Source organism: Streptomyces sp. NPDC057438 (assembly GCF_042802995.1).
Lineage (GTDB): Bacteria > Actinomycetota > Actinomycetes > Streptomycetales > Streptomycetaceae > Streptomyces.
The window spans coordinates 1-24,428 of record NZ_JBHVDD010000063.1 but is presented as its reverse complement, the minus strand read 5'-3'; the positions used below and the strand labels follow the sequence as shown (position 1 = coordinate 24,428).

Annotated in this window: 18 protein-coding genes; 7 read left to right on the top strand and 11 right to left on the bottom strand. The window is 71.4% G+C overall.

Annotated elements, in window-relative coordinates; all coding sequences use genetic code 11:
* Positions 1-55: 55 nt before the first annotated feature.
* From ACFU5F_RS28480 to ACFU5F_RS28465, 4 genes are all read right to left on the bottom strand, one after another.
* Positions 56-1,606, bottom strand: coding sequence for a GMC family oxidoreductase (locus tag ACFU5F_RS28480; RefSeq protein ID WP_383893042.1), 1,551 nt, complete (start codon positions 1,604-1,606; stop codon positions 56-58).
* A 70-nt stretch (positions 1,607-1,676) separates the two neighbouring features.
* Positions 1,677-3,269 carry an APC family permease gene (locus ACFU5F_RS28475; protein WP_383893039.1) on the bottom strand — a complete coding sequence of 531 codons (1,593 nt, stop codon included), beginning with the start codon at positions 3,267-3,269 and terminating at the stop codon, positions 1,677-1,679.
* 229 nt (positions 3,270-3,498) lie between these two features.
* Positions 3,499-4,965, bottom strand: coding sequence for an aldehyde dehydrogenase family protein (locus tag ACFU5F_RS28470; RefSeq protein WP_383893036.1), 1,467 nt, complete (start codon positions 4,963-4,965; stop codon positions 3,499-3,501).
* Positions 4,966-5,308: 343 nt separating this feature from the next.
* Positions 5,309-5,860, bottom strand: coding sequence for a hypothetical protein (locus ACFU5F_RS28465; protein ID WP_383893033.1), 552 nt, complete (start codon positions 5,858-5,860; stop codon positions 5,309-5,311).
* A gap of 419 nt (positions 5,861-6,279) precedes the next feature.
* Between ACFU5F_RS28465 and ACFU5F_RS28460 the strand changes: the two genes are divergently transcribed.
* From ACFU5F_RS28460 to ACFU5F_RS28445, 4 genes are read left to right on the top strand one after another with little or no spacing between them, the layout of a single operon-like run.
* Entirely contained in the window at positions 6,280-9,156 is a 2,877-nt protein-coding gene (locus tag ACFU5F_RS28460; RefSeq protein WP_383893030.1) for a nitrate- and nitrite sensing domain-containing protein, read from the top strand.
* The gene (locus tag ACFU5F_RS28455; RefSeq protein ID WP_059083298.1) at positions 9,153-9,590 is read left to right on the top strand and encodes a roadblock/LC7 domain-containing protein; all 438 of its coding nucleotides are present in this window, start codon (positions 9,153-9,155) and stop codon (positions 9,588-9,590) included. The genes ACFU5F_RS28460 and ACFU5F_RS28455 overlap by 4 nt, the downstream gene beginning before the upstream one ends.
* 9 nt (positions 9,591-9,599) lie before the next feature.
* Complete coding sequence (locus ACFU5F_RS28450) at positions 9,600-9,995, top strand: DUF742 domain-containing protein (RefSeq protein WP_383893026.1); 396 nt, start codon at positions 9,600-9,602, stop codon at positions 9,993-9,995.
* A 58-nt stretch (positions 9,996-10,053) separates the two neighbouring features.
* Complete coding sequence (locus tag ACFU5F_RS28445) at positions 10,054-10,659, top strand: ATP/GTP-binding protein (protein ID WP_383893023.1); 606 nt, start codon at positions 10,054-10,056, stop codon at positions 10,657-10,659.
* Positions 10,660-10,792: 133 nt separating this feature from the next.
* Here the strand turns inward: ACFU5F_RS28445 and glpK are convergent, their stop codons facing one another.
* The 4 genes from glpK to ACFU5F_RS28425 form a co-directional block, all read right to left on the bottom strand.
* Positions 10,793-12,313, bottom strand: a complete 1,521-nt coding sequence (gene glpK / locus ACFU5F_RS28440; RefSeq protein ID WP_383893020.1) for a glycerol kinase GlpK — start codon at positions 12,311-12,313, stop codon at positions 10,793-10,795.
* Between the two features lie 63 nt (positions 12,314-12,376).
* Positions 12,377-13,162 (bottom strand): MIP/aquaporin family protein, encoded by a 786-nt coding sequence (locus ACFU5F_RS28435; RefSeq protein ID WP_383893017.1) that lies wholly within the window; start codon positions 13,160-13,162, stop codon positions 12,377-12,379.
* Between the two features lie 593 nt (positions 13,163-13,755).
* The gene (locus tag ACFU5F_RS28430; protein WP_383893014.1) at positions 13,756-14,946 is read right to left on the bottom strand and encodes a lipid-transfer protein; all 1,191 of its coding nucleotides are present in this window, start codon (positions 14,944-14,946) and stop codon (positions 13,756-13,758) included.
* Positions 14,943-15,368: a Zn-ribbon domain-containing OB-fold protein gene (locus ACFU5F_RS28425; RefSeq protein ID WP_383893124.1), complete on the bottom strand. Its 426-nt coding sequence runs from the start codon at positions 15,366-15,368 to the stop codon at positions 14,943-14,945. Before ACFU5F_RS28425 ends, ACFU5F_RS28430 begins: the two co-directional genes overlap by 4 nt.
* A 291-nt stretch (positions 15,369-15,659) precedes the next feature.
* Between ACFU5F_RS28425 and ACFU5F_RS28420 the strand changes: the two genes are divergently transcribed.
* Complete coding sequence (locus tag ACFU5F_RS28420) at positions 15,660-16,196, top strand: NUDIX domain-containing protein (protein ID WP_059083294.1); 537 nt, start codon at positions 15,660-15,662, stop codon at positions 16,194-16,196.
* Between the two features lie 28 nt (positions 16,197-16,224).
* On the opposite strand, the gene ACFU5F_RS28415 is transcribed toward ACFU5F_RS28420, so the two are convergent.
* Positions 16,225-18,585: a glycoside hydrolase family 31 protein gene (locus ACFU5F_RS28415; RefSeq protein WP_383893010.1), complete on the bottom strand. Its 2,361-nt coding sequence runs from the start codon at positions 18,583-18,585 to the stop codon at positions 16,225-16,227.
* A 215-nt stretch (positions 18,586-18,800) separates the two neighbouring features.
* On the opposite strand from ACFU5F_RS28415, the gene ACFU5F_RS28410 reads away from it, so the two are divergent.
* Positions 18,801-20,768 carry an acetoacetate--CoA ligase gene (locus ACFU5F_RS28410; RefSeq protein ID WP_383893007.1) on the top strand — a complete coding sequence of 656 codons (1,968 nt, stop codon included), beginning with the start codon at positions 18,801-18,803 and terminating at the stop codon, positions 20,766-20,768.
* 80 nt (positions 20,769-20,848) lie between these two features.
* Positions 20,849-21,757 (top strand): hypothetical protein, encoded by a 909-nt coding sequence (locus ACFU5F_RS28405; protein WP_383893004.1) that lies wholly within the window; start codon positions 20,849-20,851, stop codon positions 21,755-21,757.
* A 62-nt stretch (positions 21,758-21,819) separates the two neighbouring features.
* Here the strand turns inward: ACFU5F_RS28405 and ptsP are convergent, their stop codons facing one another.
* Together ptsP and ACFU5F_RS28395 are read right to left on the bottom strand one after the other, a co-directional pair.
* Positions 21,820-23,490, bottom strand: coding sequence for a phosphoenolpyruvate--protein phosphotransferase (ptsP, locus tag ACFU5F_RS28400; protein WP_383893001.1), 1,671 nt, complete (start codon positions 23,488-23,490; stop codon positions 21,820-21,822).
* A gap of 78 nt (positions 23,491-23,568) precedes the next feature.
* Entirely contained in the window at positions 23,569-24,018 is a 450-nt protein-coding gene (locus ACFU5F_RS28395; RefSeq protein ID WP_383892998.1) for a PTS glucose transporter subunit IIA, read from the bottom strand.
* Between the last annotated feature and the right edge of the window lie 410 nt (positions 24,019-24,428).

Here is a 24,428-nt window from a genome sequence, read left to right as displayed (position 1 = left end):
CTGCGCGACCGGCCCGCGGACCCGCAGCCGCCCGCGTCCCCAGGCACCCCGCCCCTCAGGCGTCGGCCTTCAGGAGATCCGCGCACTTCTCGCCGATCATCATCGTCGTGATGCACGGGTTCACCGTCACCAGATCCGGCATCACCGACCCGTCCGCGACCCGCAGCCCCGCGATCCCCTTCACCCGCAGCCGCGCGTCCAGCGGGGCGGAGGCGTCGTCGTCCGCGCCCATCTTCACGGTGCAGGCCGGGTGGTAGACGGTGTTGTGGGTCTTCTGGATGTAGTCGAGCAGTTCCTCGTTGCTCTGCACGTCGGGCCCGGGCGCCAGTTCGGCCCCCGCCCAGCCGCTCAGCGCCGGCTGCGCCGCGATCTGCCGGGCAAGACGAAGGCCGTACGTCATCACGCGCACGTCGTGCTCGTGCGTGAAGTAGCGCGGGTCGACCTTCGGCTTGTCCCGGTAGTCCCGGGTGCGCAGCCGCACGGTGCCCCGGGACTTCGCCCGCGTCACGTTGGGCGTCAGGCAGAACGCGTTCTCGGAGGTCGGATAGCCGTGCCGGGCCGTGTTCATGTCGAAGGGCACCGACCCGTAGTGGAACATCAGGTCGGGCCGGTCCAGGCCGGGTTCGGTGTCGTAGAAGATGCCCGCCTCCCACCACTGGTTGGACTCGGTGGGCATGGGCTGCGCGGCCTCCCACATGATGACGCCCTCGGGGTGGTCCTGGAGGTTCTCGCCGACGCCCGCCGAGTCCACGACCACGTCGACGCCGACCTCGCGCAGCTGTCCGGCCGGGCCGATGCCGGAGAGCATGAGGATCTTCGGGGTGTCGATGGCCCCGCAGGAGACGATGACCTCACGCCGGGCGCGCACCGTCCGGGTGTGGATGAGGTCGGGGTCCAGGTACTCGGCGCCGACGCAGCGGCGACCCTCCAGCACCAGCTTCTTGGCGCGGACTCCGGTGCGAACGTCCAGGTTGGGCCGACGGCCCATGATCGGGTGGAGGTACGCCACCGAGGACGACTGCCGGATGTTGTTCTCGTCGGAGTTGATCTGGAACCAGTTGGCGCCCCGCACGACCGTCGTCCCCGTGTTGAACGGTGTCGTCGGGATGCCCGCCTGGACGCACGCCTCCAGCAGGGCGTTGCCGCACGGGTCCTCGCTCTTGATCGTGCGGAGCTTCACGGGGCCGGACCGGCCGTGGTGGTCGCCGGGGGCGTCGTTGGTCTCCAGGCGCCGGTAGAGCGGGAAGAGGTCGGCCGCGGACCAGCCCGTACAGCCAGCCGCCGCCCAGTCGTCGAGGTCCTCCGCGGGCGCCCAGAAGGCGATGCACGAGTTGTGGGAGGAGCAGCCGCCGAGGACCTTCGCCCGCGCGTGCCGCATGAAGCTGTTGCCGCTGGCCTGCGGCTCGACCGGGTAGTCCCAGTCGTAGCCGGACTCCAGCAGGCCCATCCAGCGTTCCAGCCTGAGGACGTCGTCGTCGCCGACGTCGCTGGGGCCCGCCTCCAGGACGCACACCGTGACGGACGGATCCTCGGAGAGTCTGGCGGCGACGACGTTTCCCGCGGTGCCGCCGCCGACCACGACGTAGTCGAATTCGTCTGCCTTCATGGGGGGTCGACCTCCTGCGTTGCTGTGCTGCCGTGCTGTGCTGAGTCGGACGTGGGGGTGGGCCGGACTGTCAGTCGGCGGCCGGGGTGCCGACGGTGGCGGCGGGCGGAGCGGGCGGCGAGGCGGGCCCGGCCTCCGCGACCATGCGGTGCTCGGCGAGCACCCCGGTCTTGTGCCGCTGGATGAACCAGTAGTAGGCGAAGCCGCCGCCGGCGATGACCCCGACGAAGAGGACCGCGCCCCACTGCAGGTACCAGTGGAACGGGGCGGCCGCGTTGTAGACCGCGGCGCGCGGCCAGATCAGGTTGAGGGTCATGCCCCCGCCCCAGAGCACGGCGAGGATGTTCACGGGCAGACCCCAGCGGCCCAGCGAGAACCGGCCGTCCCCGGCGGGCTGCCATGTGCCGCGCAGCCGCGCCACCAGCATGGGCACGGTGACACCCAGATAGGCCAGGTAGATCATGATGATGCCGATGCTGGTCACCACGGTGAAGATCTGGGGCTGACGGATGTTGACCACGAGGATGCTCAGAGCCAGCACACCGATGATCACGGTCGGCAGCACCGGCGTCTGGAAGCGCGGGTGGATCTTGGCGAGCTTCGAGGAGGCGGGCAGATTGTTGTCCCGGGCCATGGCGAAGGTCAGCCGGACGGCGGCGGTGTGCACGGCCAGGGCGCACACGGTGACCGCGATCAGGACGCACCACAGCATCGCCTTGCCGGCCGTCGGGCCGAGCACGTTGAGCACGACGTACTGCAACCCGTCCGTGGACAGCCGCTCGCCCTTCAGACTGGAGACGCTCATCAGCGCCAGCAGCAGGATCAGGCCGCCGAGGAGGAAGGAGGCGACGATCGCCCGGATGATGGCGCGCGGCGCGTTCCGGGTCGGGTCCAGGGACTCCTCACCGAGCGAGGCGGCCGTGTCGAAGCCGTACATGACGTACGCGGACGCCAGGGAGGCCACGAGGAACGCGCCCAGATACCCGTTGCCGTACGCGCTGCCGGTGCCGTTGGTCTCCATGACCACCTGCGGCCCGCGGGTGATGTGCACGGCGAACAGCACGATCAGGACGACGGTGGCGATCAGCTCGATGAACACGCCCGCCGTGTTGATCCGGGCCATCAGCTTCACGCCGAAGGCGTTCACCGCGGTGGTGAACAGGATCAGCACCGCGGCCAGGACGACCGCGTTGGTCGCCACGTCGTACGTACCGGTGCCGTCCCCGACGAACTGGAACACGTCGGAGATCTGGGGCAGCGTCAGCTGGTAGGCCAGTGCGACCGCCGCGATCGAGACGATGGAGGCGCACAGCATCATCCAGCCGGCGAGCCAGCCCAGATGCGGATTGCCTATCTTCTTCGACCAGTTGTAGACCGAGCCCGCCACCGGGTAGCGGGCCGCCAGTTCGGCGAAGCAGAGCGCGACCATGAACTGGCCGACGAACACCATCGGCCAGGACCACCAGTACGCGGGGCCACCGCTGGCGAAGCCGAAGTAGAACAGCTGGAAGGTGCCGGTGAGGATCGAGATGTAGCTGATCCCGGCGGCGAAGGTGTGGAAGTTGCCGAGGGTGCGCTTGAGTTCGGGTCTGTAGCCGAACTCGGTCAGCTCGGTGTCGTCGGAGGTGTTCTTGGGGCCGGTGGGTTGCTCGATGGTCGTCATGAGCGGACTCCTGGTGGGCCTTGGGGAGGAGGGGGAGCGGCTCTGCGGGTGCCGAGAACGGTGCGGGTGTGTGGGGGGAGGGCAGGGGAAGGGGGAAGGCGCCCTGGCAGGGCGCGAGGGGCTGTACGGGCGGGGCGCGGGGGGCTGTACGGGCGGGGCGCGGGGGGCTGTACGGGCGGGGCGCGGGGGCCGTACGGGCGGGGTGCGGGGGAGCGGGGGAGCGGGGGACCTACGCGAACCAACCCTGCGGTGCGGGGTCCGTGTTGCGCCAGATGTGCTTCGCCTCGCGGTACTCGGCGAGCCCCGCGGGCCCGAGTTCACGGCCGAAGCCGGACTGCTTGTAACCGCCCCACTCGGCCTGCGGCACGTACGGGTGGTAGTCGTTGATCCAGACCGTGCCGATCCGCAGCCGCGCCGCGAGCCGCTGCGCCCTGGCCTCGTCGGTCGTCCACACGGCACCGGCCAGACCGTAGATCGTGTCGTTGGCCAGCCGTACCGCCTCGTCCTCGGTACTGAACCGTTCCACCGTCAGCACCGGCCCGAACGACTCGTCCTGGACCACGGACATCGTGCTCGTGCACTCGTCGAGGACGGTCGGCAGGTAGTAGAACCCCTGGTCGTAGGCGTCGCCGCTGGGCCGCTCACCGCCGCAGCGCAGCACCGCGCCCTCGGCGACGCCCCGGGCGACGTACTCCTCGACCTTGGTGCGATGCGCCGCCGAGATCAGCGGGCCGGTCTGCGCCCGCTCGTCGAAGGGGCCCCCGAGCCGGATCTCCCCGGCCCGGCGGACGACCTCGTCGACGAACCGGTCGTGCAGCGAGTCCTCCACCAGCAGGCGGGCGCCCGCCGAGCAGACCTGTCCCGAGTGCAGGAACACCGCGGTCAGTGCCATGTCGACGGCCGTGTCGAAGTCGGCGTCGGCGAAGACGATGTTCGGGTTCTTGCCGCCCAGCTCCAGGGCGACCTTCTTCACGCTCGCGGCGGCGTTGGCCATGAGCCGGCGACCGGTCTGCAGCCCGCCGGTGAAGGAGACCAGGTCCACGTCCGGGTGGTCGGAGAGCGGGGCGCCGGCCTCCGGGCCCGCGCCGAGGACCAGGTTGGCCACACCCGCGGGCACCCCGGCCTCCTCCAGGAGACGCATCAGGTGGATCGCGGTGTGCGGGGTCAGTTCGCTCGGCTTGAGCACGAAGGTGTTGCCGGCCGCGAGCGCCGGGGCGACCTTCCAGGCCGTCTGGAGGAGGGGGTAGTTCCACGGGGTGATCAGCGCGCACACCCCGACCGGCTCGTACACGACCCGGCTGTCGACGCCGGGCTGACCGGTGTCGACGACCCGGCCGGTCTCGGCCGTGGCCGCCCGCCCGAAGTAGCGGAAGCAGTTCGCGATGTCGTCGATGTCGTACTCGCTCTCCACCAGCCTCTTGCCGGTGTCGAGGGACTCGGCGCGGGCGAGCGCGTCCTTGTCGCGTACGAGGAGGTCGGCCACCCGCAGCAGCAGGTCTCCGCGGTCGGCGGGTGAGGAGGTGGGCCAGGGGCCCTCGTCGAAGGCGCGGCGCGCGGCCGTGATGGCCTCCACGGTGTCCTTGGCGCCGGCCTCGTCGACGACGGCGACCAGGCTGCCGTCGGCGGGACAGTGGATCTCACGCGTCCGTCCGTCGAGTGCGGATCGCCACGCTCCGCCGATGAAAAGTTCGGGCATGTCTCTCGTTCCTCCTGGTCAGCGCCGTGAGGCCGGCGCCCTTGCGGCTGAGCGCCTAACCGGAAGACCGCGTTCTATGCCTGAAAACAGGCCGAATGTGACGGTCGACACGCCTGGTCGGAAACCTTGACATCCGAGGGGCCGGCCTGATGGGACCAGCACACCAATCCCTCCGGCGCGACCGCGACGCCATGACCGGACGCGGACGTTCACAGGTTCGAAGCCCGGAATCCCGCTCGCGGACAGCGAGAGTGCCCGCGGGAGGGATGCAAGGGGGCATGCGAAGGGGGCCCATGCACCGCACGGGCCCCCTTCGTCGTCCTGCCGTCGTCCTGTCATCGTCCTACGGGTGAGACAGTTGCCCGGCGCCACCCCGTCGGCGTATCCGGGCCTGCGCGCGCTCCGCCGCCCGCGCCTCCCGATGGGCTCGCCGCCGCTCGCGGCGCAGTGCGCGCGCCGTGCTGCTGGGCTCCGAGACCACCCCGTTGCGCTGCTTCCACACCTGGCGGGTCACCCAGACGTCCAGCACGCCCCAGGTCGCCGCGATCGTGCTCGCCACGGTGCTCAGCACCATGGGGAACGCCGGCCACGAGTCCGCCAGCGTGCACAGGACCGCCACCATCGCCTGGACCAGTGTCGCCGCGATGATGAGGACCGCACGCACCGCCGCCGTCCGCACCGGGTCGGGCAGCCGCCGCCTGCGCGCCGGTTCCTCGATCCACAACGGCCGGTACTGCACCCGTTCTTCGTCGCCAAGGGCGGAGAGCCCCCGTTCCTTCACCGCGACGCTCTCCCCCGTCAGCAGGCCGTGCCCCGGTTCCCGAGCGCTTCGCTCCGCCCTCTCGGGCGTCACCGCTCCGTCCCCGGGCGCCGTGCGCCGCTCCGCCGTGCCCATCAAGTCGTCACTCCCCACCGCCGGTGGACCAACAGATCCGGATCGCGAGACCCGGCCCCCCACTGGTGCCCGACTTCCTCTGAATTACGCCGCCTGGGAGCGGCATGCGTGGCCTGTGGCCCATTCCGCCCCCCATTCCCGTACAGAAAGACGATCGACGTGCGCCGAAGATTCCCATGGAACGCAAAAATCCGGCCAACCGTCCGACTTTCCCCGACGGGATGCCGTGGGTTCAACTGCCTGACGAGGGGAGGCAATCTCCCCCAAAGGACGGACAACTCCCCATGTCTGGTTCGCCTTGGGTGCGGAGCGGGTGCGTCCGGCGCTTCGAGATAGGTGTGAGTCGGTAGTAGGCTCACGCCGTTTGTTGACGCACATGTGTACCCCCGGACCTGGCGGGGGTCGAGCTGGGGGAGGCCATGCGCTTTCGCGGGAAATCGATCCGCCGGAAGATCGTGGCGCTGCTGCTCGTGCCCCTGGTGGCGCTGACCGGCGTCTGGACGTTCGCCACGGTGCTGACGGGCCGTGAGGCGAGCGACCTCTTCAGGGTGGCGGACATCGTGGAGGAGGTCGGCTTCCCGACCGAGGACACCATCCGCGTGCTCCAGCAGGAGCGCCGCCAGACCCTGGTCTATCTGGCCGACCCCCGGGCCTCCGGGGCGCTCAAGGCCCTCGACCGCAGCCGGTCCGCCACGGACGCGGCGGTCGACGAGTTCCGCGAGCACGCCCAGAAGACCGATCTGCGGGACGAGGTGGGCGAGACGACCTCACTGCGGCTCACGGCCATCCTGGACGCCCTCGACGGTCTGCCGTCGCTGCGGACGACCGTGGAGAGCGGCACCGTCAGCATCGAGGACACCCTCGAGCACTACAACGATCTCGTCGATCCCTGCTTCACCCTGCTCTCCAACCTCCCCGCCCTCGACAGCGTGGAGATGGACAAGCAGGGCCGCGCCCTGATCAACGTCGCCCGGGCCCGTGAACTCCTCTCCCGCGAGGACGCGTTGCTCAGCTCCGTCCTCGTCGCGAACCGGATCACCAAGGACCAGATCCGCGACTTCTCCGACCTGGTGGCCCAGCGCACCCTGCTGTACGAGATCAGCCTGGCGCAGCTGCCCGCCGCCGAGCGCGACCGTTTCCAGCGCTACTGGAGGAACGGGAACACCGCGCCCCTGCGCTCGGTGGAGCAGGGCGTCATCGGCTCCGACCCCGGACGCCCGAGCGGGGTCACGGCGAAGACCTGGGACAGCGCCGTCGAGCCCGTCCTGTCCGATCTCCGCGACATGAGCGTCGAGGCGGGCGACCGCTATCAGGACCGGGTCAGCCCGCTGGTCACCCACGTCGTCCTGAAGGCCGCCGTCGCCGGCGTCCTCGGCCTCTTCGCCCTGCTCGTCTCGCTCTTCATGTCCGTGCGCATCGGCCGGGTGCTCATCCGCGACCTGCGCCGGCTCCGTCAGGAGGCCCACGAGACCGCCGGGGTGCGGCTGCCCAGCGTGATGCGCAGGCTGGCCGCGGGCGAACAGGTCGACGTGGAGACCGAGGTCCCGCACCTGGAGTACGACAAGAACGAGATAGGCGAGGTCAGCCAGGCACTCAACACCCTGCAGCGGGCGGCCGTCGAGGCCGCCGTCAAGCAGTCCGAACTCCGCAGCGGCATCTCCGAGGTCTTCGTCAACCTCGCGCGGCGCAGCCAGGTCCTGCTGCACAAGCAGCTCACCCTCCTCGACACCATGGAACGCCGGACCGAGGACACCGACGAACTGGCCGACCTGTTCCGCCTGGACCACCTGACGACCCGTATGCGCCGGCACGCCGAGGGCCTGGTCATCCTCTCCGGAGCGGCGCCGTCCCGGCAGTGGCGCAAGCCCATCCAGCTGATGGACGTGGTCCGCGCGGCCGTCGCCGAGGTCGAGGACTACGAGCGGATCGAGGTACGCCGGCTGCCCCGGGTCGCCGTGACCGGCCCCGCGGTCGCCGACCTCACCCACCTCGTGGCCGAACTCCTGGAGAACGCCACGGTGTTCTCGCCCCCGCACACCGCCGTGCAGGTGCTCGGTGAGCGCGTCGCCAACGGCTTCACCCTGGAGATCCACGACCGGGGTCTCGGCATGTCGGCCGAGGCGCTCCTCGACGCCAACCTGAAGCTCGCCGAGACCCCCGACTTCGAACTGTCCGACACCGACCGCCTCGGACTCTTCGTGGTCAGCCGGCTCGCCCAGCGGCAGAAGGTCCGCGTCTCCCTCCAGCCTTCCCCGTACGGCGGCACCACGGCCGTGCTGTTCATCCCCGATGCCCTGCTCACCGACGACGTCCCGGACACCAACGGCATCGGCTTCCGCCTCGACCGCGCCCACCCCACCCGGGAGGCCGAGCTGGAGAACGAACGCAACGCGGCGCTCTCCCAGGTACCGGTCCGGCTTCCGGGGCTCTCCGCCGCCATCCTGGACGGCCCGGTCGAGCTGGAGGCACCGGTCGGCCGGAACCCCCTGACCGGCTTCCCGGGCGCCCTCGGCGACGAGGACGCCGAGCGGGGCGGACTGTTCCGGCCCCGCCACTCCCTCACCGGCGCCACCGAGGAGCACCAGCAGCCGGCGCGCGACGGCGAAGCACGGCGGACCCCGCTCACCGACCCCGACCCGACGCCCGGTCCGGTACCGCTGCCGCAGCGCCGCACCCCGCACCTCGTCAGCTCGCACGGCCGTTCGGTGGCCGGAGCCAGGCCGAGGTACCCGGAGGACGAGCCGGGGCAAGGCCGTCCGGCGGGCCCCGACCCGGCCGCCGAAGCCCGGCCGTTCACCGCCCTGCGCGGCGAGCGCGCCGAACCGCCGGCCCACCCCGGAGCCGACCGCCCCGGACCCGCCGGCCTCCCCGGCGGACACCGCGCCGACCTCCTGCCCCCGGGCAGGTTCGACGGCCCCGCCCTGCCCCAGCGACGCCGTACGGCCTCCGAGGGCGGCGCGGGCCCGATGACCTCGCGGTACGGCTCCGACGAGCCGACCCCGCGTGCGGACACGACGACCGACCAGGCAGAATCGGCACCGAGCCCACTGCCCCGTCGCGTCCGACAGGCCAACCTGGCACCGCAGTTGAAGGACGGCCCCGACCGGCGCGCCGAACGCGAGAGGTCGCGCCCCGGTGGCCGCCCGGAGCTCACCGAACGCGACGCCGACGAGGTACGCAGCCGTATGGCCTCGCTCCAGCACGGTTGGCGGCGCGGCCGCGAGGAGAACGCCGAGGGCGACGACGCCCAGGACGTCCCAGCACCACGAGGAACGACTAAGGGGGACGGTCGATGACCGCACCGAAGGCCGATGGGCACACCGCGACCGGCACGTCCGGGGAGCTGAACTGGCTCCTGGACGACCTGGTCCAGCGCGTCGCCAGCATCCGCAAGGCGCTCGTGCTCTCCAGCGACGGACTGCCCACGGGCGTCTCCGCAGACCTCACCAGGGAGGACAGCGAGCACCTGGCCGCCGTCTCCTCCGGGTTCCACAGCCTCGCCAAGGGCGTCGGCCGTCACTTCGAGGCGGGCAGCGTCCGGCAGACGGTCGTGGAGCTCGACGAGGCGTTCCTGTTCGTCACGGCCGCCGGTGACGGCAGCTGCCTCGCCGTCCTCGCCGACGCCGACGCCGACATCGGCCAGGTCGCCTACGAGATGACCCTCCTGGTCAAGCGGGTCGGCGTGCATCTGGGCTCCGCCCCGCGCGCCGATGTGCCCCACGGCGGGTAGTGGAACGGCATGCGCGGAGACGGTCAGGGAAGTAGCCACTGGTTCGACGACGAGGCCGGGCCAGTGGTGCGTCCGTACGCGATGACCCGCGGCCGGACCAATCACGCGATCCAGCACCGCCTCGACCTGATCGCCGTGGTCGTCACGGAACCGCACGTCGACGACCCGGAAGAGGACCACTCCCTCTCCCCCGAGCACGTCCGTATCGTCGAGCTCTGCCGTGACAACCCCCAGTCGGTGGCCGAACTGGCCGCCGACCTGGATCTTCCCGTCGGGGTCGTCCGCGTCCTCGTCGGAGACCTCGTGGACGAGGAACTCGTCCACGTCACCCGTCCCGTACCGCCCGCCGAGCTGGTGGACGAGAGCATTCTGCGCGACGTGATCAACGGCCTCCGGGCGCTGTGAACACGCCGGGAAGCGGAGTGGACATGTGGCAGCCAACCATCCAGCAGGAGAAGGACCGATGATCCTCGGGCGCTCTGAGCGCGGCACACCCCCGGTCGAGCCCGTCACGCTCAAGATCCTCGTGGCCGGCGGTTTCGGCGTGGGCAAGACCACCTGCGTCGGCGCGGTCAGCGAGATCAAGCCGCTGCGCACCGAGGAGGTGCTCACCGAGGCGGGTCGCCCGGTCGACGACACCAGCGGTGTGGAGAACAAGACGACCACCACGGTCGCCATGGACTTCGGACGCATCACCCTCCGAGAGGACCTGGTCCTCTACCTGTTCGGCACCCCCGGCCAGGACCGCTTCTGGTTCCTCTGGGACGAACTCGCCTCCGGCGCCCTGGGCGCGGTGGTCCTGGTGGACACACGTCGGCTGGAGGACTGCTTCGCCGCCGTCGACTACTTCGAACGGCGCTCCATTCCTTTCGTGATCGGCGTCAACTGCTTCGACGACGCCGCGCACTACCCCGCCGAGACGGTCCGGCAGGCGCTCGACCTCGACCCCGATGTGCCGATCGTGCTCTGCGACGCCCGCCGGCGGGACTCGGTCAAGGACGTCCTGGTCTCCGTGGTCCGGCACGCGATGACGTTCGCCACGGACCACCGCCAGCCGGCCGCCACCTGAACACGGCCCGTACCCCCGCCGACCGGGGTACGAGCCGTGGCCCCATGACACACACGCGTGGACCCGCGTACCGCGTGCCCCGCGGACGGACGCCTGCGCGCGCGTGCCTCGTCCCGAGTACCCGCGCCCCGCGTCAGCGCACGTCGTCCTCGTGCCAGCCCAGACTCTTCTCCACCGCCTTGCGCCAGTTGTGGTACTCGCGATCACGTACGGACGCCTCCATGGAGGGCGTCCACTCGACGTCCTTGCGCCAGTGCGACTTCAGCTCGGCGAGGTCGTTCCACACCCCGGTCGCGAGCCCGGCCGCGTACGCGGCGCCCAGACAGGTCGTCTCCGAGACGCGCGGCCGGATCACCGGTACGTCCAGGACGTCCGCCTGGTGCTGCATCAGCAGGTTGTTCCGGGTCATGCCGCCGTCCACCTTGAGGGTCGTGATCCGCACCCCCGAGTCCTGGAACATGGCGTCCACGACCTCACGCGTCTGCCAGCTCGTCGCCTCCAGCACCGCCCGCGCGAGATGGGCCTTCGTGACGTACCTGGTCAGCCCCGTGACGACCCCGCGCGCGTCCGACCGCCAGTAGGGCGCGAACAGCCCCGAGAACGCGGGCACGATGTACGCGCCGCCGTTGTCGTCGACGCTCGCCGCCAGGGACTCGATCTCGTCCGCGGTACGGATGATGCCGAGCTGGTCGCGGAACCACTGCACCAGGGCGCCCGTGATCGCGATCGACCCCTCCAGGCAGTACACCGGCGCCTCGTCGCCGATCTTGTACCCCATGGTCGTGAGCAGTCCGCTCTTCGAGGCGACGGGCCGGTTCCCGGTGTTGAGCAGCAGGAAGCTGCCGGTGCCGTACGTGTTCTTCGCCGTGCCCACGTCGTAGCAGGCCTGGCCGAACACCGCCGCCTGCTGGTCGCCGAGTGCCGAGGCCACCGGCACCCCGGCGAGCGGGCCCACGGCGGTGCCGTACACCTCGGCGGAGGACCTGATCTCCGGGAGGATCGCCTCCGGGATGTCCATCGCGGAGAGGATCGAGGGGTCCCACCGGAGGGTCTGAAGGTTCATCAGCATGGTGCGCCCGGCGTTGGTGACGTCGGTGACGTGCCGGCCGCCGTCCGTGCCGCCCGTCAGGTTCCAGATCAGCCAGGAGTCGATGGTGCCGAACGCGATCTCGCCGCGCTCGGCACGGGCCCTGAGTCCGGGTACGTTGTCGAGCAGCCAGGCGGCCTTCGGGCCGGAGAAGTAGCTGGCCAGCGGCAGACCGGTCTGCTCTCGGAACCGGTCCTGGCCGTCCGCGCCGCCGAGTTCGGTGCAGAGCGCCGAGGTGCGCGTGTCCTGCCAGACGATCGCGTTGTGCACCGGCCTGCCCGTCGCGCGGTCCCACAGGACCGTCGTCTCGCGCTGGTTGGTGATACCGAGCGCGCTGATCTGCTCGGCGCGCAGACCCGCCTTGGCGACCGCCCCGGCGACCACCGCCTGCACCTTCGACCAGATCTCGGTGGCGTCGTGCTCCACCCATCCCGGCTTGGGGAAGATCTGGCGGTGCTCGCGCTGGTCCACGGCGACGATGGCGCCGCCGTGGTCGAAGACGATGCAGCGGCTCGAAGTGGTGCCCTGGTCGATGGCGGCCACGTACTTCTGGGCGTTGTCCGGCATGACATCCCCTCAGGTCCTGCGTCGATTCACGTCGTGCGTCGGCTCGTGCACCGCGTCGGTGCGTCAGAAGGCTGCGTTGTGGACGAGGCCCGCGAGGACCCCGCCGACCAGGGGGCCGACGACCGGGATCCAGGCGTAGCCCCAGTCCGAGGTGCCCTTGTGGGGGATCGGCAGGAAGGTGTGCACGATGCGCGGGCCGAGGTCACGAGCAGGGTTGATGGCGTAGCCGGTGGGCCCGCCGAGAGAGAGGCCGATACCGACGACCAGGAGGGACACCAGCAGAACCGAGATGCCGGAGCCGTAGATCCCGGCCTCCTCACCGGGGATCTGGCCGATGCCGATGCCGGTGTTCCTGCCGAACGCGAGGATCGGCAGGACCAGCGCCATCGTCGCGATGATCTCCGTGATCAGGTTGGCGGCCGGGTTCCGGATCTCCGGGATGGTGGAGAAGATCCCGAGGGTCGGGGTCGGCTCGTGCGCGGTGCCCTCGGTGGTGCCCTCCTCGCGGACGTTCGCCCGGAACTGCGCGAGATAGACGAGGTAGGCGAGGACCGCGCCGAGCATCGCGCCCACCAGCTGGCCGAGCAGGTACACCCAGACCTTGTCCCAGGTCCCGGTGTCGACCGCGATCCCCACCGTGACCGCGGGGTTGAGGTGCCCGCCCGACAGGGGCGCGGCGGTGTAGGCGCCCGCCAGCACGGCGAAGCCCCAGCCGAACGCGATGACGATCCAGCCCGACGCCCTCGCCTTCGAGAACCTGAGGGTGACGGCGGCGCACACACCGGCGCCGAAGAGAATCAGGATCGCCGTACCGATGACCTCACCGACGAATATGTCTCCGTTGCTCATGGCGGCTCCTTGGCCCCGGCCCGGGGTGATCGACCCCGGACCTTCCGTGCAGGGTGCGTTCCCATGGCTACGTCAGCCGAGGGCAGGAGGTCCCGCGCCCCGCCCGGCGTCCGTGACGAGCGTGCCGTCGCGGCGGAATCGCCCGTGGGGAGTGGCCCGTTGCGCGGGTGCGAAGCCCTGGCGGCGCTGATGGCGGGCAGTGCACGAAGAGGCCCGAATGCGGCGATGCCGACCGACACCCGGAAGTGTTCACCGGCACCCAGGGGGCGTCAAGAACACGGACGACACCGGTTGGGAGCGGCTCCCGGGCGCACGCACCGGCGCGGAGCAGAAGCCGGCCCCGACGGCCCGGCCGCCCCCGGGACACGGCTGCCCGGCGGACGCCGAGCCGGCGAAACGCCACACGGAACTCGGGTTCGCGCCACACGGAACCGGCGGAGCGTCACACGCAACCGAGGTCGCTCCACACAGAACTGGCGGGGCGTCACACTAGACCGGCGGGGCACCACACGGAACCGGCGCGGCTCACACCGAACCGGCGGAGCGGCACAGCGGCCGTGAGGAGGCGGGCGGGTCCGCCGGGGCCCGGGGTTTCACCGAACGGCGATCACCGCCGACCCGTGCCCGAACAATCCCTGGTTGGCGCTGATTCCCACCCGGGCACCCTCGACCTGCCGGTCCGTGGCCTCGCCCCGCAACTGCCACACCAGCTCACACACCTGAGCGATCGCCTGTGCCGGTACCGCCTCCCCGAACGAGGCCAGCCCTCCGCTGGCGTTCACGGGGGTGCGCCCGCCCAGCGCCGTCACGCCGTCCCGCAGCAGCTTCGCGGCCTCTCCCTCGCCGCACAGTGCCAGATCCTCGTACCACTGCAACTCCAGCGCCGTGGACAGGTCGTAGACCTCCGCGAAAGACAGGTCCTCCGGCCCGGCCCCCGCCTCCTCGTACGCCGCCCGCGCGATCGACGCCCGGAACGTCTCCTCCGGCGCGGCCACCGCGACCGCCGAGTCCGTGGCGATGTCCGGCAGGTCCAGCACGGTGTTGGGATAGCGGGGCGTCACCGTGGACACCGCCCGTATCCGCACCGGCTCGCGCACTCCGTGCCGCCGCGCGAACTCCATGCTGGACAGCAGCAGCGCCGCACCGCCGTCCGAGGTCGCGCAGATGTCCAGCAGTCGCAGCGGATCGGCGACGACGGCCGAGGCCGCCACCTCCTCGGCCGTGACCCGCTTGCGGTAGCGCGCGTACGGATTGAGCGCCCCGAGCGCGGAGTTCTTCACCTTGACCCGCGCGAAGTCCTCCGGCGTGTCCCCGTGCACCGCCATCCGCCGCCGCGCGTACAGCCCGAAGTACGTCGGGTTGGTGGCCCCGAGGATCCGGAACCGCAGCCAGTCCGGATCGTCCGCCCGGTCCCCGCCGGCCGGCCGGAAGAACCCCTTGGGAGCCGAGTCCGCCCCCACGACGAGCACCACGTCGGCGAGGCCCGCGAGGATCTGGGCCCGCGCGGCGCCGACCGCCTGCGCCCCGGACGCACACGCCGCGTACACGCTCGTGACCCGGGCCCCCTGCCAGCCCAGCGCCTTCGCGAAGGTCGCCCCCGCCACATAGCCCGGATAGCCGCCCCGCACCGTGTCCGCGCCGACGATCGAGCCGACGTCCCGCCAGTCGACCCCCGCGTCGGTCAGCGCCGCGCGCGCGGCCACCGTCCCGTACTCGACGAAACTCCTGCCCCACTTGCCCCACGGGTGCATGCCCGCGCCCAGCACCGCCACCTCGCCCGTCATGCCCTCGCCCCCGTCGGCCTCCAGTGCCAGGTCGTCCAGGTAGCCTCCGCGTCCTCGTGCAGCACACCGGGGACGACCTCCACCTCCATCCCCACCGTCAGATCGGCGACGGTGACCCCGGGAACCGCCTGACCCAGCACCACGAGACGTTCCTCGGCCAGTTCCACAGCGATCAACGCGTACGGCTCCCACGGAAGTTCCGGATCGGACACGTAGGGTGACGGAGGCCGGTACCGACCGTCCGTGTACGACCACACCCGCCCCCGGCGCGACAACGGGACCTCGCGCAGATCGCCGCCGGGACAGTGCGGGTTGCGGCAGTGGACGTCCTCGCGGGGGAAGAACACCGAGGCGCATGCCGAACAGCGCGTACCGAGCAGCCGGAAGCCCTCGCCCTCCCCGGCGAACCATCCGGCCACCACAGGTGTGCGAATTTGCGACAAGATCCCTCCCCGGCGAGCAAATCTGATGGGTCGTCAGAATTCTTTCACGGGCATCTCGAATTGGGCAGGTCCCGGGAGAACCAACGAACCCCGTCCGGCGTCGCAGTATCGGGAGGGCCGGCCGGGGCCCACGGGGGTGGTTCCGGCCGGCCCTCACCCGTACCCGTGGGTGACCTCCTGGTACCGACGGGTGACCCGCGGGTACGACGGCATGGCGCATTGCGCCGCCCCGGCAAGACGACGAGCGGATGATCGGATACAGTCCGCCGCGTGTCCCCGAACCAACACCCACCCGCCAACTCCGCACCGGACTCACACTGTTCGAGATGCGGAGCGCCCTACGGAGAGGGCGTGTCCGGCTGGCCCCGCACCTGCGCGGCCTGCCACACAGTGGCCTACCGCAATCCGCTTCCCGTCGCGGTGGCTCTCCAGCCCGTGTACGACACCAAGGGCACGGCCCTCGTCGTGATCACACGGACCATCGCTCCCGCGCGCGGGGGGACCGCCCTGCCCGGCGGCTTCATCGACCACCGGGAGGACTGGCGGCACGCCGTCGTCCGTGAGCTGAAGGAGGAGACGGGCATCTGCGTCGCCGACCGCGACGTACGCCTCGCCGACGCCATGAGCTCCCCCGACGGTCATCTGCTGCTGTTCGGGCTGCTCCCGGAGCGCCCGGCCGCCACTCTGCCGCCGCCCGTCGCGACGGACGAGACGGAGGGCTGGCACCTGCTGCGCAGGCCCACAGAACTCGCCTTCCCCCTGCACACCCTGGCCGTCCGGGCGTTCTTCGACGGCCGCTACATCTGAGCCGAACCCGCACCCGGGCCAAGCAGGCTCACTCCCGGCCGAGCCCCCGTACCCGCACCGGATACGGCGGCTCGGCCGGACCCTCGTCCCCGTCCCGCTCCACCACCACACGCGGCCCCTGCCGGCGCGCCGTGTACCGCTCGACCTCCGGCTCGTCGAAGCCGTCGCCCGCGTCCGGCACCACGAGCCCGCCCCCCGTCCGCCCGCGCGCGGGTGCCCACACCTCCAGTTCCAGGCCGCCGTCGGCGCCCCGGACCGGCAGCACGGCACCCGCGCGCGCGAGTACCGGGATCCGTGACAGGGGCGCGTCGAGCAGCACCTGCCCCGGCCCTTCGTACGCCTGCCCGGTCGCCGTGTCGTACCAGCGCCCCCGCGGCAGCCGCACCGCACGTCGCTCCACGCCCGGCTCCAGCACCGGCGCCACCAGCAGAGCGTCACCCAGCAGGAACGCGTCCTCGCAGTCCCGCAGCGCCCGGTCCTCGGGCGCCGCCCACCACAGCGGACGCACATAGGGCGCCCCCGTACGACGTGCCAGATGGGCCAGCGTCATGAAGTACGGCAGCAGCCGCCGCCGCTCGACGAGCGCCGCGCGCGCATGCCCGACGACCCCCTCCCCGAACTCCCACGGCTCCCGCCGCCCCGCCCCCGCGCGCGTACGGAACAGCGGCAGCTGGGCCCCTAGCTGGAACCACCGCAGATACAGCTCCGGCGACGGGCTCCCGTCGGACCCGCCCACGTCCGGACCCGCGTACGGCACCCCGCACAGACCGAGCCCCAGCACCAGCGCGAGCGACGCCCGCAGCCCGGGCCAGCCCGTCGCCACGTCCCCCGACCACGTCCCCCCGTAACGCTGGATGCCCGCCCACCCGGACCGCGACAGGACGAACGGACGCTCCTGCGGCACCAGCTCGCGCAACCCCTCGTAGGCGGCCCGGGCCATGCACAGCGCGTACACGTTGTGCGCCTCGCGATGGTCGCCGCCCCTGCCCTCCAGATCGTGCCGGACCGACCTGGGCAGCGTGTTCTCGCCGAACCCCGTGAACGACGCCGGTTCGTTCCTGTCGTGCCAGAACCCGGCGAACCCCTGCGCCAGACGCTCCTCGTGGAGACCACCCCACCACGCGCGCGTGGCGGGGCGCGTGAAGTCCGGGAAGACCGACTCCCCGGGCCTGAGGAGACCCTTCACCACCCGCCCGCCGGCATCCCGGACGAAGGCGTCCTCGGCCATTCCGCTGTCGTGGACCGCGTCACCCGGCCGCACCCTGACCGCCGGATCGACGACCGACACCAGCCGGATGCCGTCGCGCCGCAGCTCGTCCGCGAGATCCGGCAGCTTGGGATACCTCTCCGCGTCCACCGTGAACGCCTGACGGGCGTCGAGGTGGTCGACGTCCAGATGGACCGCGTCGAGCGGCAGACCGTGCTCCCGGTAACCCGCGACGGTCCGCCGCACCTCCTGCTCGTCACCGAAGCCCCACCGGGCGTGATGATGCCCCAACGCCCACGCCGGCGGCAGCGCCGGAGCCCCCGTCAGGGCGGCCCAGGCATGCAGCACGCGCGCGGGGGTGCCCACGATCACCCAGCAGCGCAGCGGACCCCCGTCCATCCGCAGCTCCGACGTCCCGGCCCGGTCGTGCCCGGACCCGGCCCCCTCCTCGCCCTCGCGCAGCGTCACCGTCCCGTCCCACGTCGTGTCGTGGAACACCAGGTGCGTGCCGGCGTCGGCCACCACCATCTGCACCGGCATCGTCAGGTACAGCGGATCCTCACCGGGCGCGAACGGGCGACCGGGATCGGTGTTCCACAGCCGGTACGTTCCGCCCCGCAGCCGAGGCCCGTGCGCCCGGCCCCCCAGACCGAAGAACCGCGCGTCCGCCCCCACCTCTGAACGCTGCACCCATCGCGCCTCACCCCCGCCGACCGGCTCCCACCACCGGGGCGGCAGATCACGCCGCAGCGTCACTCCACCGGGCGTACACACCTCGACGGCACCGAGCCGCGACACCACGACCGTCACCCGCTCGGCCACGACCCGCCAGCCACCGTCCTTGTCCGGCTCCAGGACGGCCCGCGGATCCGGCTCCGGGCACCGGCCCGCGAGCGCGTAGGACGGCTCGGGACCGGCCCCGTCCCATCCCCAGAACACCGCCCCGTTCACATCGACGGTGACCCGCAGCGCCGACCGGCCGAACCGGACGACCCCGCCGCCCGGACCCGGCTCCGCACCCTCCACCGCCCCGGGCACCCGAGCCCGCTCGGCGCCCCGCGCCGGCAGAGCGGCGGCCTCGGCACGCCTCCTGCGCCACGCGGCCCGCACGGTCCGCAGCCCCTCAGCCACCCCCGCCGAACCGATCGCCTTCACCCAACGCACCAGGTCACGACCGTCCATGCTGCTCACCCTGCCACTGCCCGGCCCATTTGTGTGAGCCGTTCAACCACCGTTCACCCGGGGTGCCAGGACATGTTCACGCAGCCGTCCTTCCACGGCCCACCCTGGTGCGGAAGTCGATCACATGGCATCGTCCGTGTCAGCCGCGTACGCGCGCACACCCCTGCCCGTACGCGCCCGCCGCACACCACGCGCACAGCCCCGGGAGCCGCCCCATGACCTCAGCGAACCCCTCGCCGCTCTGGCAGCCCGACGCCGCCCGCATCGCCGGGGCCCAGATCACCGCGTTCCAGTCCTGGGCGGCCGAACACCACGGAGCCCCCGCCGAGGGCGGATACCCGGCCCTGCACCGCTGGTCCGTCGACGAACTCGAGACGTTCTGGAAAGCCGTCACCGAATGGTTCGACGTACGGTTCGCCACCCCCTACGCGCGCGTGCTCGGCGACCGCGCCATGCCCGGCGCCCAGTGGTTCCCCGGCGCCACCCTCAACTACGCCGAACACGCCCTGCGTGCCGCCGGCACCCGCGCCGACGAGCCGGCCCTGCTCCACGTCGACGAGACCCATGAGCCCCGCCCCGTGACCTGGTCCGAGCTGCGTCGCCAGGTCGGCTCACTCGCCGCCGAACTGAGAGCCCTCGGCGTACGCCCCGGAGACCGGGTCAGCGGCTACCTCCCGAACATCCCCGAGGCCGTCGTCGCCCTCCTCGCCACGGCCGCCGTCGGCGGCGTGTGGACCTCCTGCGCCCCGGACTTCGGCGCCCGCAGCGTCCTCGACCGGTTCCAACAGGTCGAACCCGTCGTCCTGTTCACCGTCGACGGCTACCGCTACGGCGGCAAGGAACACGACCGCCGCGCCACCGTCGACGAACTCCGCCGCGAACTGCCCACCCTGCGCGCGGTCGTCCACATCCCCGTCCTCGGCACCCGGGCCCCCGAGGGCGCCCTGGAGTGGACCGCCCTGACCTCCACGGACACCCCGCCGGTCTTCGAACAGGTCCCGTTCGACCATCCGCTGTGGGTGCTCTACTCCTCCGGCACCACCGGCCTGCCCAAGGCCATCGTCCAGTCCCAGGGCGGCATCCTGGTCGAACACCTCAAACAGCTCGGTCTGCACTGCGACCTCGGCCCCGAGGACCGTTTCTTCTGGTACACCTCCACCGGCTGGATGATGTGGAACTTCCTCGTCTCCGGCCTCCTCACCGGCACCACCGTCGTCCTGTACGACGGCAGCCCCGGCCACCCCGACACCGGCGCCCAGTGGAGCGTCGCCGAACGCACCGGGGCCACCCTCTTCGGCACCTCCGCCGCCTACGTCATGGCCTGCCGCAAGGCCGGCGTCCACCCCGGCCGCGACCACGACCTCTCCCGCGTCCGGTGCGTCGGCACCACCGGCTCCCCGCTCCCGCCCGACGGCTTCCGCTGGCTCCACGACGAGGTCCGCGAGGACCTCTGGATCGCCTCCGTCAGCGGCGGCACCGACGTGTGCTCCTGCTTCGCCGGAGCCGTCCCCACCCTCCCCGTCCACATCGGCGAACTCCAGGCCCCCGGCCTCGGCACCGACCTCCAGTCCTGGGACCCCAGCGGCACACCACTGATCGACGAGGTCGGCGAACTCGTCGTCATCAACCCCATGCCGTCCATGCCGATCCACTTCTGGAACGACCCCGACGGCAGCCGCTACCACGACAGCTACTTCGACACCTACCCCGGCGTCTGGCGCCACGGCGACTGGATCACCCTCACCTCACGGGGCTCCGTCGTGATCCACGGCCGCTCCGACTCCACCCTCAACCGCCAGGGCGTCCGCATGGGTTCGGCCGACATCTACGAAGCCGTCGAACGCCTCCCCGAGATCAAGGAATCCCTCGTCATCGGCATCGAGCAGCCCGACGGCGGCTACTGGATGCCCCTCTTCGTCCAGCTCGCCCCCGGCGCGACCCTCGACGAAGCCCTCCTCGGCCGCATCAAGCAGACCATCCGCGAACACCTCTCACCCCGTCACGTCCCCGACGAGGTCATCGAGGTCCCCGGAGTCCCGCACACCCTCACCGGCAAACGCATCGAGGTACCCGTCAAACGACTCCTCCAGGGCACCCCCCTGGAGAAGGCGGTCAACCCCGGCTCCATCGACAACCTCGACCTCCTGCGCTTCTACGAGAACCTGGCCCGCGAACGAGCCTGACCACCCTGGCGAGACCGCGTTGTCAGTACCCCCGATTACTGTGAGTGAGCATTGATCGACGGCTCGCACAGGGGGAAGCCATGACACGCACCAGCCACCCGAGCACGCGCCAGGCCCTGCGCCGCGAGATCGCGGGCACCATCGGCCTGCTCACCGACGAGCACGACTTCTCCGCGATGCGGCGCTACCGCAGCTTCGCCTTCGACGACCACCCGACCTACCTCCGCCAGGTGGAAGCCCTGCTCAGGACACTCGCCGAGCAGGGCAACCACACCACCGTCGCCCTCTTCGACCCGGAGGAGTACGCCGCGTTCTGCGCCGACACCGGCCTCGAACCCGACACCCCCTCCAGCCGCGCCCGCTTCACCGCCGAACTCGCGGTCACCGGCGCCGCCGTCCCGTACGAGGGACAGCCCCTCACCGAACTCGTCCCCGACCTGATCGACGAAGCGGTCCGCCTCGCCACCTGGGAGTACGCCACCACACTCCTCGCCCAGATCGGCCACTGCGCCTCCTGCGGCGAGGACATCGGCCGCGCCGCCTTCGCCCGCGCCATGCACCTGCTCCGACGCATCCTCGACACCGCCGGCCCCGGCGAACGCCACCTCGTGTGCAGCGTCTCGGCCGAGCCCCAGGCCCTGGCCGCCGTCCTGCGGGCCGACCGCGACGGCGAGGGGCCCACCCGGCTCGACGAGTCGGAAGCCCTGGAGTTCGCCACCGTCCTGGCCCTCGGCATCGCCACCCGATGCCCCGGCGGCCTCGTCATGCGCACCACCGCCCCGGACGCGACCGACCGCGTGTACGGCTGGAGCCTGCGCGGCGAAGGCCTCGAACCCCTCACCGCGGGCGAGGTCTTCGACGCCTACTGCACCGACGTGGAATCCGGAGACCTGGTCTCCCCGGAGTCCGGAGTCGACTACTGCACCCCACCCGATCTCGGGGACGACACCGCCGGAGGAGCTCCGGACAGGGACGGACACACCCACTGAACGGGCGAGGGGCGCCCCACCCGCAGGTGGAGCGCCCCTAGGCACCGACCGCTCGTCGCGGGTTACTCGCCGGACAGCACCGCCTGCGCCGCGGCTCGCGCATCCTCGGCCGTGTCCGCCGCCCGCGCCGCGGCCGCCGCCCGCTCACACTGCGCCAGCGTGTGCTTCGCCAGCGTCCCCCGCACATACGGAATCGACGCCGCCCCCATCGACAGGGAGGTGACCCCCAGGCCGGTCAGCACACACGCGAGCAGCGGATCCGAAGCCGCCTCACCACACACCCCACAGCTCTTGCCCTCGGCCCGCGCCGCCTCGGCGGACAGCGCGACCAGGTCGAGCAGCGCGGGCTGCCACGGGTCCTGCAGCCGGGACACCGCGCCCACCTGCCGGTCCGCCGCGAACGTGTACTGCGCGAGGTCATTGGTCCCCAGCGAGAGGAACTCCACCTCCCGCAGGATCGACCGCGCCCGCAGCGCCGCGGACGGGATCTCCACCATGGCACCGAACTTGGCGTGCAGCCCCGCCTCGCGACACGCGTCGGCGAACGCCCTGGCGTCCGTACGGTCCGCGACCATCGGCGCCATCACCTCAAGGTGGACCGGCAGGCCCTCGGCCGCCCTGGCGAGCGCCGTCAGCTGCGTCCGCAGCACCTCGGGGTGGTCGAGCAGCGTCCGCAGCCCGCGCACACCGAGCGCCGGGTTCGGCTCATCGGCCGGGGTCAGGAACTCCAGCGGTTTGTCGGCACCGGCGTCGAGCACGCGCACCACCACGCGCCCTTCGGGAAAGGCCTCCAACACCTGCCGGTACGCCTCGACCTGTTTCTCCTCCGACGGCGCCGTCCTGCTGTCGTCCAGGAAGAGGAACTCGGTACGGAACAGTCCGACACCCTCGGCCCCGGCCTCCACGGCCGCCGGCACGTCCGCGGGACCGCCCACATTGGCCAGCAGCGGCACCCTGTGCCCGTCGGAAGTGGCCCCCGGCCCACTTGATGCCGCCAGCGCCGCCTTCCGTGCCGCCGCTGCGGCCTCCAGCTCGGCCTTCTTCTCCGCACCGGGGTTCACGAAGATCTCACCGGTGCTGCCGTCCACGGCGATCACCGTGCCCTCGGCAAGCTCCCCGGCCCCCGGCAGCGCGACGACGGCCGGCACCCCGAGCGCCCGCGCTAGGATCGCGCTGTGACTGGTCGGTCCGCCCTCCTCGGTGACGAACCCGAGCACAAGCGTCGGGTCGAGCAGCGCGGTGTCCGCGGGCGCCAGGTCGCGGGCGATGAGGACGTACGGCTCGTCACTGTCCGGCACCCCTGGCATGGGCACCCCGAGCAGCCGGGCGACGATACGATTCCGCACGTCGTCGAGGTCGGCCACACGCCCCGCGAGGTACTCACCGGCCCCCGCCAGCAGCGCGCGGTACGCGGCGAAGGCGTCGTAGACGGCCCGCTCCGCCGTGCTCCCCACGGCGACGCGGCGCTCCACGTCCGACATCAGCTCGGGGTCCTGGGCCATCAGGGCCTGGGCCTCCAGCACGGCCTGCGCCTCGCCCCCGGCGAGGTTTCCCCGCGCCATCAGATCGGCGGCCACCGCGTCCACGGCCTTACGGGCCCGCCCCTGTTCGCGCTCCGCGTCCTCCGGCGGGATCTGTTTGGCGGGCGGCTCCAGCACCGCCGTGCCCATGTGCCGAACCTCGCCGATGGCCACGCCGTGACTCACACCGACGCCTCGCAGCGTTGTCTCCATCTCACCTGTCTCCGAATAGTGCGGCGGGCCCCGCCACCGCGGTGGTTGTGGAACGTGTGGCCGGCTACGGCCCCGATGTCACCGCCAGGCGAACAGCGGGTCGCCGGACTTCACCTCGCCGTCCTCGCGGAGGGCGGAGAGAGAGTCGGCCGTGGCCTCCAGCGCCACGACGGGACAGATCGGCGACTTGCCCGCGGCCTCGACCGCGGCGGGGTCCCAGCGCACCACGGCCTGACCTCGTCGCACGGTGTCGCCCTTGTTGACGAGCAGCTCGAAGCCCTCACCGTTGAGCTGAACGGTGTCGATACCGAGATGGATCAGCACTCCATGGCCCTCACCGTCGACCACGACGAACGCGTGCGGGTGCAGCGAGACGATGACTCCGTCCACGGGGGCCAGCGCCTCCCCGGCCTCACGCACGGGGTCGATCGCCGTGCCGGGACCGACCATCGCTCCCGAGAACACGGGGTCGGGTACGGCGGCCAGTCCGATGGCGCGTCCTACAAGAGGGGACGTCACGGTGGTCATGGGAAGCCTCCCAGGTGGAGTGATCAGCAGCGTAGGTCGGTGAAGGACCCGTTCCGCACGATAGCTCCGCATGAGAGGTCTAGACCACCCCTGCACGTGATTTGCCCCTGCTCCGGAGCCCCATGTACAGTCGTACTCCTGCCTGGGGGTGAGCGACACATTGTGTCCGTGTCCGGCAGAACCAAACTCGGTCAGATCCTCTCTCGAGGTCATCTTCTGCGTGTCTGCGGAACGGTGGTCAAGAGGCCGGAAAAACGCTGATAGAGTTTGGAACACCGAAGGGAAGCGCCCGGAGGAAAGCTCGAGAAAGTTCTCGGGTGAGTACAAAGGAAGCGTCCGTTCCTTGAGAACTCAACAGCGTGCCAAAAATCAACGCCAGATATGTTGATACCCCGTCTCCAGCATCTGCT

What these genes read in the sequence shown, in the direction of transcription:
- ACFU5F_RS28480 (WP_383893042.1), bottom strand. Translation starts at nt 1,606, where the DNA reads ATGAAGGCAGACGAATTCGACTACGTCGTGGTCGGCGGCGGCACCGCG.
- ACFU5F_RS28475 (WP_383893039.1), bottom strand. Translation starts at nt 3,269, where the DNA reads ATGACGACCATCGAGCAACCCACCGGCCCCAAGAACACCTCCGACGAC.
- ACFU5F_RS28470 (WP_383893036.1), bottom strand. Translation starts at nt 4,965, where the DNA reads ATGCCCGAACTTTTCATCGGCGGAGCGTGGCGATCCGCACTCGACGGA.
- ACFU5F_RS28465 (WP_383893033.1), bottom strand. Translation starts at nt 5,860, where the DNA reads ATGGGCACGGCGGAGCGGCGCACGGCGCCCGGGGACGGAGCGGTGACG.
- ACFU5F_RS28460 (WP_383893030.1), top strand. Translation starts at nt 6,280, where the DNA reads ATGCGCTTTCGCGGGAAATCGATCCGCCGGAAGATCGTGGCGCTGCTG.
- ACFU5F_RS28455 (WP_059083298.1), top strand. Translation starts at nt 9,153, where the DNA reads ATGACCGCACCGAAGGCCGATGGGCACACCGCGACCGGCACGTCCGGG.
- ACFU5F_RS28450 (WP_383893026.1), top strand. Translation starts at nt 9,600, where the DNA reads ATGCGCGGAGACGGTCAGGGAAGTAGCCACTGGTTCGACGACGAGGCC.
- ACFU5F_RS28445 (WP_383893023.1), top strand. Translation starts at nt 10,054, where the DNA reads ATGATCCTCGGGCGCTCTGAGCGCGGCACACCCCCGGTCGAGCCCGTC.
- glpK (WP_383893020.1), bottom strand. Translation starts at nt 12,313, where the DNA reads ATGCCGGACAACGCCCAGAAGTACGTGGCCGCCATCGACCAGGGCACC.
- ACFU5F_RS28435 (WP_383893017.1), bottom strand. Translation starts at nt 13,162, where the DNA reads ATGAGCAACGGAGACATATTCGTCGGTGAGGTCATCGGTACGGCGATC.
- ACFU5F_RS28430 (WP_383893014.1), bottom strand. Translation starts at nt 14,946, where the DNA reads ATGACGGGCGAGGTGGCGGTGCTGGGCGCGGGCATGCACCCGTGGGGC.
- ACFU5F_RS28415 (WP_383893010.1), bottom strand. Translation starts at nt 18,585, where the DNA reads ATGGACGGTCGTGACCTGGTGCGTTGGGTGAAGGCGATCGGTTCGGCG.
- ACFU5F_RS28410 (WP_383893007.1), top strand. Translation starts at nt 18,801, where the DNA reads ATGACCTCAGCGAACCCCTCGCCGCTCTGGCAGCCCGACGCCGCCCGC.
- ACFU5F_RS28405 (WP_383893004.1), top strand. Translation starts at nt 20,849, where the DNA reads ATGACACGCACCAGCCACCCGAGCACGCGCCAGGCCCTGCGCCGCGAG.
- ptsP (WP_383893001.1), bottom strand. Translation starts at nt 23,490, where the DNA reads ATGGAGACAACGCTGCGAGGCGTCGGTGTGAGTCACGGCGTGGCCATC.
- ACFU5F_RS28395 (WP_383892998.1), bottom strand. Translation starts at nt 24,018, where the DNA reads ATGACCACCGTGACGTCCCCTCTTGTAGGACGCGCCATCGGACTGGCC.